Origin of the sequence: Pseudomonas sp. B6(2017) (genome assembly GCF_002112765.1) — a bacterium.
Lineage (GTDB): Bacteria > Pseudomonadota > Gammaproteobacteria > Pseudomonadales > Pseudomonadaceae > Aquipseudomonas > Aquipseudomonas piscis.
This window is the reverse complement of sequence record NZ_NEIQ01000038.1, coordinates 1-11,752: the sequence shown is the minus strand read 5'-3', so window position 1 is coordinate 11,752 and position 11,752 is coordinate 1. Positions and strand designations below refer to the sequence as shown.

Annotated in this window: 7 protein-coding genes and 1 pseudogene; all 8 read right to left on the bottom strand. The window is 61.6% G+C overall.

What is annotated here, in order from left to right:
* A partial coding sequence (locus tag CAG11_RS32670) for an acyl carrier protein (protein WP_085600793.1) occupies positions 1–207 on the bottom strand: 207 nt, incomplete at its 3' end.
* Between the two features lie 46 nt (positions 208–253).
* Positions 254–1,003: a polyketide synthase gene (locus CAG11_RS32665; protein ID WP_085600791.1), complete on the bottom strand. Its 750-nt coding sequence runs from the start codon at positions 1,001–1,003 to the stop codon at positions 254–256.
* A gap of 1 nt (position 1,004) precedes the next feature.
* Positions 1,005–1,787 carry an enoyl-CoA hydratase/isomerase gene (locus tag CAG11_RS32660; protein WP_085600789.1) on the bottom strand — a complete coding sequence of 261 codons (783 nt, stop codon included), beginning with the start codon at positions 1,785–1,787 and terminating at the stop codon, positions 1,005–1,007.
* A gap of 166 nt (positions 1,788–1,953) precedes the next feature.
* Positions 1,954–3,327, bottom strand: a complete 1,374-nt coding sequence (locus CAG11_RS32655; RefSeq protein WP_085600787.1) for a polyketide synthase — start codon at positions 3,325–3,327, stop codon at positions 1,954–1,956.
* A 68-nt stretch (positions 3,328–3,395) separates the two neighbouring features.
* Positions 3,396–3,737: an acyl carrier protein gene (locus tag CAG11_RS32650; protein WP_085600785.1), complete on the bottom strand. Its 342-nt coding sequence runs from the start codon at positions 3,735–3,737 to the stop codon at positions 3,396–3,398.
* A 17-nt stretch (positions 3,738–3,754) separates the two neighbouring features.
* A complete protein-coding gene (locus CAG11_RS32645) occupies positions 3,755–5,053 on the bottom strand; it encodes an NAD(P)/FAD-dependent oxidoreductase (protein ID WP_085600783.1) in 1,299 nt (432 codons plus the stop codon).
* Positions 5,050–11,328 (bottom strand): beta-ketoacyl synthase N-terminal-like domain-containing protein, encoded by a 6,279-nt coding sequence (locus CAG11_RS32640; protein WP_256578825.1) that lies wholly within the window; start codon positions 11,326–11,328, stop codon positions 5,050–5,052. The genes CAG11_RS32645 and CAG11_RS32640 overlap by 4 nt, the downstream gene beginning before the upstream one ends.
* 30 nt (positions 11,329–11,358) lie before the next feature.
* Positions 11,359–11,544: pseudogene (locus CAG11_RS34645) on the bottom strand (acyl carrier protein); the annotation flags it as partial.
* Between the last annotated feature and the right edge of the window lie 208 nt (positions 11,545–11,752).

Below are 11,752 nucleotides of genomic sequence, written 5' to 3'. Positions count from 1 at the left end.
GCCGATATTGCCCGGGCCGAACAGCTCCACCCGAGGAATGCTCAGGGACAGCGACTCCAGCACCAGCATCACGATTTCCGCGCGATCCACCGAGTTCGCACCCAGGTCACGCAAGCGGTCGCCGCGGGTGAACGCATGGCTGGCAAGGGTGGGAATCACTTGTCGGACGTGACGGACGATCAATTCGAATACCTGTTCTCTGGTCATGCTTGTGCCTCGCTATTGAAGGAATATCGCACCGGGCAATGGTTAATCAGTTGCCGAACAGTGCCTTGATGCGCTCTCGCACCTCGGGGTGATGGAAGGTTTGCTCGTGCATCTGCACCTCGCGGGCCGTGACCGCGGGCAACTGCGCACGCAGGCCAGAGGTCAGGTGCGCCTTGAGGGTCACCAATGAATGCCGGGGTTTCTCGGCCAATTGCGTCGCCAGTTCATGGGCATGGGCCAGCACGTTCGCCCGTGGCAACACCGGGAACGGGATGCCGCGGCCGGCCAGCTCGTCGCCGCGATAGTTCTCGGCAGTCATCAGCAGTTCCTGAGCCAGCGCCAGGCCGAGCTTCTCCTGCAGCACCAGGGTCGCGCCGAACCCCGGGGTGAAGCCATAGCGCATGAAGTTCGCCGCATATACGCTCTCGCGACTGAGCACCGCCAGGTCGGCGAACAGGCCGAACACCAGCCCGCCACCAATCGCATGCCCCTGCATGGCCGCCACTACCGGGATCTCGCAGGTCAGCGGCAATTCGTAGATCGGGTAGTCGGTGAACTGGCCGCGCCCGTCGGCCAGCTCGAGCAGCATTTGCTGGGTGCCGCCGGTGCAGAAGTAGGTGTCGTAGCCAGTCAGGACCACCACCTTCCACGCCGGATTGCTACGCACCGTCTCGAAGGTGCGGATCAGTGCCTGGGCCAGGCCAGTGGAGAATCCGTTCTTGTGGATGCGATCGGTCATGGTGACCTGCACGATCGCTGGCGTTACCTGCTCGAGCTGTACCAGATCGTCGTTCATATCACACCTGCTCCCACGGGAACGCGCCCGTCTCGACGTAACGCACGATGTTCGAAAGGTTCTGCGGATCGCTGAACACCTGCCGGTTGGCCGCCAGCGCGGCGTCGCGATCGAGTCGTGGCGCGCCGCACAGCGCGCCACGAAATTGCTTGTAGCGCGCCACCCCCGGCCGGGACAGGCGCCGCAAGCGCAACAGGTGCTTGCGCAGCAGGTTGTCGCCATCGGCCGCGCAGGCATCCACCAGGCCCCAGGCCAGGGCCTGGTCAACACCTATCGCGCTGGTCATCAACGTCATGTAGTGGGCGCGCTGCGGGCCGATGCGGCGCTCCAGGAACGGCAATACGCAGGCCGGCATCAGCCCGAACAGCAGCTCCGAAAGGCTGAACGAGGCGCTCTGGTCGGCGATCACGATATCGCTGGCGGCGACGAACCCGACACCACCGGCATTGACCTTGCCGCGCACGTAGGACAGCACCACGAACGGCCCGGTCGCCAGGCGCAGCCATAGGTCGTAGAGGGTGGCCGGATCGAGCACGCTGGAACTGGCCTGGGGGTCGTTGGCCAGCTTGCGCACCAGCGCGAAGTCCATGCCGAAGCAGAACACCTGCGGCAGCCCTTCGAGCACCAGTACCGTCACGCGCTCATCCAGTCGTTCCAGCAGGTCGGCCAGCTCGGCGACCAGGCGATCGTCGATGGTGTTGTTGGCCTCGGGCCGATACAGCTGCACGAAGCAGATGTTGTCCTCGTGGCGCACACGCAGGGTGTGGTATCCGGTTTCGATCATAGTAACCCTCACTACGGTTTCACTCTGCATACAAACGCTCAAGACTTCGAACAAAGAACGTCACACGAAGAAAAACCAACTCCCGTTATTTACTTGCACGCACCTCAATAGCGGAACTTCCAAAACCACTTCCACAGATCAAGCGCAAAACATCCATGACGCTAAGTTAACCCCTGCTCTCCTCCAAGCACTCCTCAACAATCGCGCACGCAAAAAAACCCCCATACCCGAAAGAATTGACTAAGGCTCTTCGGGGGTGTTCGTACTCAACTCCTCCCACAAGCCTCACCGGACGTTTCCATTCAGCGAGTTCATGCTTTAGATAAAAGGCTGTATCTTCAAGGTTTATCTCACGATCAATAGGAAGTGCTTTTATCATAGGTGATATTTTCTTGTTTTTTATCTGCAGTATTACCTTGATCAATTGGGATATTCCGGATGCAGCAGCGAGATGGCCGATATTTGGCTTGACCGAGCCGACCGCACAAAAATTCTTAGCCGACGTCAAGTTGGAGAATGCTTTTAGGGTGGCCTCAAGTTCAAGCACATCACCAATTGGAAGGCCTGGAGCAGCGCAATCCAAGTAACTAATAGACTGGGGATCCACGCGTGCACGCATGATGGCCCCTTCAACCAAACTAGTTACTTTCTCAAAGTCTAGGGAGATGAGCAGGTCATCACTGCTATTCACATTATGATTACCGATAAAACCATGATTGGTCGTACGAATGACTGCCAGTATTGGATCTTGATTTGCCACAGCTTTGGACAGCGGCCTCAAGACAACCGCTCCGGCCCCTTCTCCTAATATAATTCCACTTCTTTCCTGAGCATAACTTCGATAAGTTGGATCATTAGCCAATATTCCTGCTTGGCTTCCAAAGACAAAATGGTCCTTGTTGAGCATCATGCCTGCCGCGGCTATTGCAGTCTCGCAATCACCTGCACGCAGCCCAGCGCAAGCCAGATGCAGAGCACTGATCGCAGAGGCACTATGCAGATCTAGCACTATGCTAGGCCCAGACAAACCGTGGGCTCTAGAAATCGCACCAGCGAGTTGCCCATTCCCTACGATCTCAAAGGCTCCAATGTTCGCGTCCTCGACAAAAGGAATCGCGCCCACGTACACCCCTGTAGTTTTCCGATAGTCTTCAGACGATGACGATGAACTTTTTTCCAGCGACTGCAATGCCGCGCCGATCGTTCGTAAAATTAGTTTGCTCTGCCTATCCTTTACATCGCAATTAAATTCAGCAGCCAACAGCTCTTTTGTCTGCTCGGCATCAAGAAACCCGCCCCACTTACAATAACTTGTCGCCCCCGTCGCCCCCCTAAACTGATGAGGCGTGAAAAAGCCGTCCAACGACCAACGTTCTGGCGGAACTTCAACAATACAATCTCTGCCTTCGAGTAAATTATCCCAGTATTGAAGAAGGTTACTTGCCCCGGGAAAAAAACCCGCCATGCCGATTACGGCAATAGGCTCTGGCGGAAGCAGGTCAAGCGAGCCTTTTATTTCCAATGAATTTTTTATCATCATATATCACTCAATTTAGACAATGGGCCACGCAGCGCATGACATCAACCTCCGAAACAGTTTCAAGAAAATTAGCCCAAACCTGAAGCCCCACTCATGATTTCTCTATAAAACCCCACAAGTTCATTCAAGTGACGCTCCCGCAAGATAAGGCATAAATCACGAAGTCCATCCGCCTCAAAATAAATAGCCGGTGGAATGGAAAGCCCATAAAACCTAGAAAGGGTATTTACAATAGCCACAACATGGATTGAGCCATCAACGTAATCCGACATATCGGAGTCCAATGTCAACTCCGAGTTACGCAGCTTGAGCGCGTCGCCCACTAGCCGCAGCACGTCGGCCTCAAATGCATCGTGCCAAGACGGTCGTTGCGTGGTTTGTCCTGAGCTCTGCTGGTTATCTGAACTCATAAGCACCTCCTGTAGGTTCAAACGTTCTTGAGCATGTTGCTGTACGTCCTGATCTGGGCCAGGTACTTCCACAGGTCGGCCTCCCACAGGTGTCGCCGCGACTTGATGAAATGTTCCTGACCAAGGTCCACCTGCTGGCTGCACTTGGCCTCGTTAAATTCCTCCAGCCCCCTGGTCTTGGCAAGGAACGCACGGGCATAGTTCAGGACGAAGTTGCCTTGGATTTTCGCCGCATCGCCCAAGCCGCCCGCAGCATTGACGAACCCCATGCATAGCAGGTTGTCGTGGTTGCGCGGGGCGCAATGCAAGAACAGATCGGGAATGCCGTCGCGCCAATGCAAGAGTTGCGGATCGATGAACGACAGGTTGCGGCTGTAGCCTGTGGCATAGATGACCAGGTCCACCTGTTCCCGGGATTGATCGACGAACAGCGCCTGCCCCTCTAGCAAGGCCGCGACGTCGCCCTTGGGCACGATATCGCCGTGGCCGATATGGAACAGCACGTGGGAGTTCATGATGGGGTGCGCGGCGCTGATCGGGTAGTCAGGCTTGGGCAGGCCATAATCGGCGCCATCGAAACTCGCCACCTTGAAGGTCTCGAGCACGTGCTGCCAGAACCCTTCCTTGCTGCTGAAGCGCTCAGCGATCTCTCTCATCCACAGTGCGGTGGGCATGCCGTGGATAAACTTGGGCTGGTAGTAGTAGCCACGGCGCGTGCTGTGGTAGACCCGCTCGGCGTGATGCACGGCATCAGTGGCGATATCGCAGCCGGAGTTGCCGCCACCGATCACCAGCACTCGCTTGCCACGCAACTGGTCGGGCGATTTGTAGTCGGCCGCATGCAGGATCTCCCCGGCGAACCCGGTGCAAGGGATCGACGGGAAATAAGCGCTTCGCTGCAAGCCGTTGCAGATCACCAGCAACTCATGGAAATCGCCACTGCCCTGGGCGGTGTGCACCAGCCAGCCCTGCCCGTGGGGCTCCAGCCGCTCGACCCGGGCGCCGAACCGGGCCCGCTCATACAACCCGAACCGGGCCGCATAGGAACGCAGGTAGGCCAGCATCAACCGGTGATTGGGATAGTCCGGGTAGTCCGCCGGCATGGGGAAATCCGGAAATTGGGTGTTCGCCTTGGGCGAAATCAGGTGCAGCGACGGATAGGTCCGACCGCTGCCGCCCTCGCTGTTCCAGACGCCGCCGAAGTCCGCTTCCGCCTCATACAGGACGAAGTCGATGCCGGCGGCATTGAGCTCACGGCCAATGGCCAACCCGGTGGGGCCGCCGCCGATGATCGCCACCTTCGCTGCGCCGCTCATTTCATCGCTCCTGCCAGGTCGTTGTCGAGACTCACGGGCTCACCGAGACTCAGGCCCTCCAGGCGTAAGCACAGCTGCCCTTCGTCGTCGGCCAGATCGATATTCACGGGGGGTTGCGCTTGCGGATCATCCGTACCAGGAACCGCGATCACCCAAGCCTTTTTAGGCAAGGCTCCCCAACGCTGCACTCTATCCACCGTAAAGGGTGGCACCAGGGCGCGAGCGCCCGGCAGCAACGCCTCAGCCAGCTGGAACCCCGCCACCAGCAGTGCTGCCTCCGGCCAGGCCGGGTTTGTGTTGGCATCCGGGCTGTGCAGCTCGCCCAATGCGAGCCGGGTACCCCGACGGAACTCGCGCAGGGCTCGCAAGCCAGGGCCGTAGGCCGCGCCGCCGCGCTCCAGGTGGGCGTAGCAGGCCTGCCCCGTGACGCTGGTATTGCAGGCCACCCTCAACCTGGCCAGGTCGACCCGTGGCGCTGACTGATCCGCCACGACCTGCGGCCTGGCGGTTCCTGCGCAGTACAGCGCTTCGCTGTCAGCCTCCAGGCTGAAGATCCGAAAACGCATGTGGCCCAGTTCGTCCGCCGCCAACTCCAAGTGCACCTCCAGCGCCCCCTCGACCAAAAGCGGCCGTAGCCAGTGCACGTCCTGCAGGGTTACCGCGCTATCGGCCGGCAACCGTTGCGCCAACAGCACAGCCGCCCGCGCCCACTCCAAGAGGACGATGGCCGGCATGCCGGGCTGTCCTGCGACGTGACAGTCGCGCACCAGTTCATCCTCTGGAGCGAGCCAAGTCGAGTAGCGCAGGCCAGCGATGCTCGAGGTATTGCGCTCGATCAGTGGATGCAGGCGTTTGGCTGATGGCGTGGTGCTCGCAGCGGCGCTGCGCCGGACGACGGCATCGTCCGGCTGCACCCAGTGCGACTCCCTGGCGAAGGGATAGGTTGGCAACGACAGGCGCCTGGGCTGCCTGCCCGAATACAGGCGCGGCCATTCGATCGGCGTACCACCGACCCACAAGCCCCCCAGGCGCTGCAGGTTGTCCTGAGTTGCTGGGCCGGCCTGCAAGCCTTCGCCTTCCTGGGTGCCTGGCGCAGCTTTGCGCGCTTGGCCTGTTTGAACTTGGCCAACCTCCTGGCCATCGATGAAGGCCTGTAGGCTCTCGAGCACCCTTGCCCGCGAATCGGCGACGAAAGCCAGCCGGTATTCGAGTTCCGCGCGGCCGGTCTGCAAGGTGTAGGCCATGGCTTCGAGATCCGCTGCAGCTTCGCGTTTGACATAGGCCAGCAAGCGTTCGGCACAGCTGCGCAGTTGTTCCGGGCGCCTGGCCGAGAGTACGAACAGCGAGGGTTGTGGGCTATGCCCAGTGCCCTGCTCGACACTAGGTGCTGGACGATATTCGTCGACCACCAAATGTGCGTTGGTGCCGCTGATGCCGAAGGCGCTGACGGCGGCGCGCAATCCCGGCGTTGCCCCGGGTTGCCAGGGGTGGCGCGCCGTGCAGACGAAGAACGGCGAATGTTGCAGATCCAGGTGCTCGTTCGGCGTGCGGTAATGCAGGGTCGGCACCAGTTCGCGATGTTTCATCTGCAGCAGTACTTTGTGCAAGCCCGCCACCCCGGCTGCCGCCGAGGTATGTCCCAAGTTGCTCTTCACCGAGCCCAGGCCGCAGTAGTGCTGGCGTTGCGTGCGCTCCTGGAAGACCGTGGACAACGCCTCCATCTCGATCGGGTCGCCCAACTTGGTCCCGGTCCCGTGGAGCTCGACATAGCCGATGGTCTCGGGATCGATGCCATAGCGGGCGTAGACATCGCGCAGCAGTTCCTCCTGGCTTGCGGCACTGGGCGCGGTGATACCGTTGGTCTTGCCATCCTGATTGATGCCCGAGGCGGTTATCACCCCATGGATAGCGTCGCCATCACGAATCGCATCATCCAGGCGCTTGAGCACCAGTGCACCGACGCCCTCGCCCGGGACAAAACCGTCCGCGTCGTTGTCCAGGGTCCGACAACGGCCGTGGGCGGACAGCACTCGTGCATTGCACATCGCCAAGTAGGCTTGCGGCGCCAGGTAGAGCGTCACCCCGCCGGCCAGGGCCATATCGATCTCGCCGCTGCGCAGTGCCTGGCAGGCCAGGTGCGTGGCCACCAGGGACGATGAGCAGGCGGTATCCACCATGAGCGCCGGCCCCTTCAGGTTCAGGAAGTACGCCAGGCGTGCTGCGGCGATGGCCGGGCTGCTGCCGGTGAAATCCCCAGCGCCCCGACAGTGTTGTACCCATTCACCGTATTCATTGCCGCCCATCATGCCCAGGTAAACCCCACACCGGGACTCGCCGAGCAGCCGAGGGCCATAACCTGCATCCTCGAAGGCCTTGTAGCCCTCCTCCAGGAACAAGCGTTGCTGTGGGTCCATCAATTCCGCCTCCAACGGCGGGATGCGGAAGAAGAGGGGATCGAAACAGTCGATATTGTCCAGGCTGCCCAACCACTTGCTATAGATCTTGCCCGGCCCCCCCGCATCGGCATCGAAATAGGCATTCACGTCCCAGCGCGAAGCGGGGACCTCCTGCACGCAATCACGGCCTGCTGCGAGATTATCCCAATACGCCTCCAGCGAATCCGCCCCAGGATAACGCCCGGCCATACCGATGATCGCAATCCCCTCCAGCGCCTGTTCCGGCACCTCATGAGGGGATTGCGCGGCCTGATCGAGGCGAGGCTCGGGTTCCTGATCCGCCTCGGGACCTTGGTCAGTACTGGCCTGGGCTACAGGGGGCGTCACCATATTCGGTGCGTTTGTCTCGAGCTGCGTCGCCACCAAGCTGACGATGCCCGCCAGGGTCGGATGCTTGTAGACCGCGGTCGCACCGATGGACAGGCCGTAGTGCTTGTTGATCTCGCGACTCCATTCCACGGCGATGATCGAATCCATGCCCATCGAGGCGAAGGGTTTGTCCGCCTGGATCCGCTCGGCGTCGATGCCCAACGCCCGGGCGAGGCTTTCGGACAGCTCTTGCTCCAGCAAGCAGAGGTCGGGATTGGGCGCCTGCTGTCTTGCCTGCGCCGAAGTCACAGGCGTCGGCTCGGCAGGGGCTTGCAGCGCCTCGGATTGCGGCTCGGTGAGGGGGATGTTTGCCGAATCTTCCGGCTCGGCCATTGCCCGCAGTGGCCGCAACGGCCGCGCCTGTTGTGCCGGCTGCGCAACCTCAGGTTCGAAGTGGTCCAGGGCTTCCAGGTCTTGCTCCAGGGAGCGCAACTTAAGACGGCCGGGTTTGGCTTGGGTTGCCGCGGCTAGCTTGCTGACGCTGACATTCCCCATCGTGACGAGCGCAGCCCCCGGCTTCGCCTGGGGTGGCGCCGGTTGAGCCTGAGCGTCGCCCTGCCAGTCCTCTTGATTTTTGCTGGATGGCCAATAGCGCTCTTTCTCGAACGGATAGGTCGGCAATGCGACCCGGCACGGCCGCTGCCCCTGGAACAATCGCGCCCAGTCCAGCTCGATCCCCTCGACATACAGCTGCGCCAGTGACAGCAGCGCCCTTCGGAGCATCTCGGAATTGGCCGGCGCGCGGCTGTCTTGCAGGCATTGGTTGGCTTGGGCCTGGGCCTTGGTGGAGGCTTCCTGGGTGCCGTCGACGCTCCCGCTGTAGCCGTCGATCAGCTCGCCGGCGTCAAGCCATTGCAGCAGTTGCGCGCACAGCGCATCCGCATCGCTGGTGACCCAGGCCAGGCGTTGTTCGAGGTGGCGCCGGCCCAGCAACAAGGTGTGGCTCATAGCCCCCGGTTCAACGGGCTCACGCCGCAGGTGGGCGAGCAGGTTCTGCACCTGAAGCCTTAATTGGGGCGCGGTCCTGGCCGACAGCACCACCAGATGCAGCGGGTTGGTCGATGGCTGCACCGGCCGTTCGGGGGCTTCTGCGATCACCGCATGGGCGTTGGTACCGCTGAAGCCGAATGAGCTGACGGCCGCCAGCCGCTCCCCGGCCACGGGCCTGCGCCACTGTTCGGTACGTGTGGGGACATGAAACGGGCCGTGGGTGAAATCGATGTGCGGATTGGCACTGACGAAATGTGCCGACGCCGGGATCTGCCGATGCCGCAATGCGAGCAGCACCTTGAGGACCCCCGCGATGCCCGCCGCCGTTGCCGTGTGCCCGACCGTGCTCTTGATCGAGCCAAGGGCGCAAGGTGCGCCCCGATGGCCGCCTTGGGCGAAGGCGTCAGCGAGAGCCCTGGCCTCTATCGGGTCGCCCAGCACCGTCGCGGTGCCGTGGGCCTCCACTAGGCCGATATGCTCGACCTCGATGCCGTGACGCCGATAGACCTCCAATTCCAGCCGGGTCTGGGCATTAGCATTGGGGGCCGTGATGCCGTTGCTCGCGCCATCCTGGTTGACCCCTGTGCCACGGATCACGCCGTGGATCACATCGCCATCGGCCAGGGCCTGGGACAGGCGCTTAAGCACGACCACGCCGACCCCCTCGCCCGGGACGAAACCATCGGCCCTGGCATCGAAGGCATAGGCGCAGCCGCTGGGTGAAAGCATACCGGCCTGCTGGGCCTGGAGATGGAACATCTCGGTGCTCTGCACGAACACGCCGCCAGCCAAAGCCAGATCGGCATCCCCGGTGCGCAGCCCCTGGCAGGCCTGATGCAACGCCACCAGCGAGCTGGAGCAGGCGGTATCGATCGCCACGGCCGGGCCCTGCAGGTTGAGGTGATAGGCGATGCGCGCCGGAATTACCGAACCGGCATTGCCCCAGAACGCCTGCGCCGGCGCGTCGCTCTCCAACAACCGCTGGTAATCGCCCGCAGCGCAGCCCACATAAACGCCGCAGCGCAAGCCTTCGCCGCTAACGCCCGCATACCCGGCGTCCTCCAAGGCGCGCCAGGCTTCTTCGAGGAACAGGCGCTGCTGCGGGTCCATGACCTTAGCCTCGCGCCCGGAGATATTGAAGAACAGCGGATCGAAGCAATCGATGTCGCGCAGGAAACCGCCACGCCGGCAATACGTGGCATAGGCGGGAAAATGTCGCGCAAGATCCCAGCGCGTCACATCCTCCAGCAGATCCTGGCCCTGAGCGAGAACCTGCCAGAGATCGTCCAGGTTATCGGCACTGGCGAAGCGGCCACTCATGCCGATCACCGCGATCGGTTCGGGCCGACCCGAGTCACTGGCAAGCTGCGGTGCAGGCTCCGGCACGACCGCGGCTTGCGGCACCCGGACCACCACTTTGCCGATATTGCGCCGGTCAGCCAACCAGCGGTAGGCGTCCTGCACCTCGCTGAAATCGAAGACCCGGCTCAAGGTGGGCCGGATCGCCCCAGCCTCCAGCAACCTGGTCATTTCATCGGCCAACTCTTGCAGCAGCACTGGGTTGTCCCGGGTCTGCTTGCGCAGGTCGATACTGATGAACGCCTGGTTGTCGTTGAGCCGCGACAAGTCGATGCTGCGGGCTAACATTAGTGCAGTCATCGCCAGTTCGACATAACGCCCGCCAGGCGCCAAGCAGTTGAAGCCTTTCTGGATCGCATCTCCGGCCAGGGTATTGATCACCACGTCCACACCTTGGCCCTGGGTCAGCCGCAACACCGCTTTCTCGAAATCTTCTTCGCGATAATTGATCCGGTGGGCGACCCCCAGCCCGGCCAGGTAGTCGAGCTTTTCCTGGGAGCCAGCAGTGGAATAGATCTCCGCTCCCGCTTGCTGCGCTAGTTGTACGGCGATCAACCCGGTGCCGCCGGTGGCGGTCTGGATCAGTACCCGCTCGCCGGGCTTGACCTGGGCCCGGGCAAAGCTGGCGATCATGGTCAAGGCCACCACCGGCAGCGCGCAGGCTTCCTCGAACGACAGCCCCTTCGGCAAGGCGAACACCCGGTCCTGGGAGCAGGTCATGACGCTGGCGTGGGCCCCCAAGGCTTCGCCAGCCAAGGCGAACACCGCATCGCCGAGCGCAACCCGCGACACCTGCGCCCCCACCTCCAGCACCACGCCGCTGGCCTCGAAACCCGGGGTGAAGGGATATGGTGGCTGGGTGGGATACAGGCCGCTGACGCACAACAGGTCGCCGAAGTTCAGGGCGAAGGCGCGTACCGCGATCCGCACTTCATTCGGGCCAAGCGGCAGCAAGGGCGCTTCGATAGGTTGCAATTCATCGATCTGCCCTGGGCCCTCGATTCGCAATTGCCGGCACAACCGCGGCAATTGCTCCGCCACCTGAACTACCGAAGGAAGTTCAGTCGACAGGGAATCGGCACGGTTAACTTGTTGCTCCAAGGTGCAGTACACACCTTCGATATGCTCAGTCAGCGCCCTAATCGAATGAAAGTCGAACAGCACCGCGGCAGGAAGACGAAGGCCTATCTTCTGATTGAGCGCATTAATCATGGCGACACTGTTGATAGAGTCCAAGCCGTAGATGGCAAATGGTTGGTCGTCCTGCACCCGGGTACGTTCAAGCTCCAGCACTTCACACAGGGTTTCGTGAATCACCTGGCGCAGCGGAAACCGCCCCTCTCTCGCCAAGTTCAAAGTTTGAGGACTGAAGGCTGGGTTGGCCGGCGAATACCGACGACTGGGTTCGGTTGCAGCCACTGGCGGTACCGGCCGCCTGGCGGCAGGCGCCTCGGCACGGCTGGTTTGTTGTTCCAGGGACGGGTACGTGCGCTGGATATGCTCGGCCAGCGCCCTGAGCGACGGA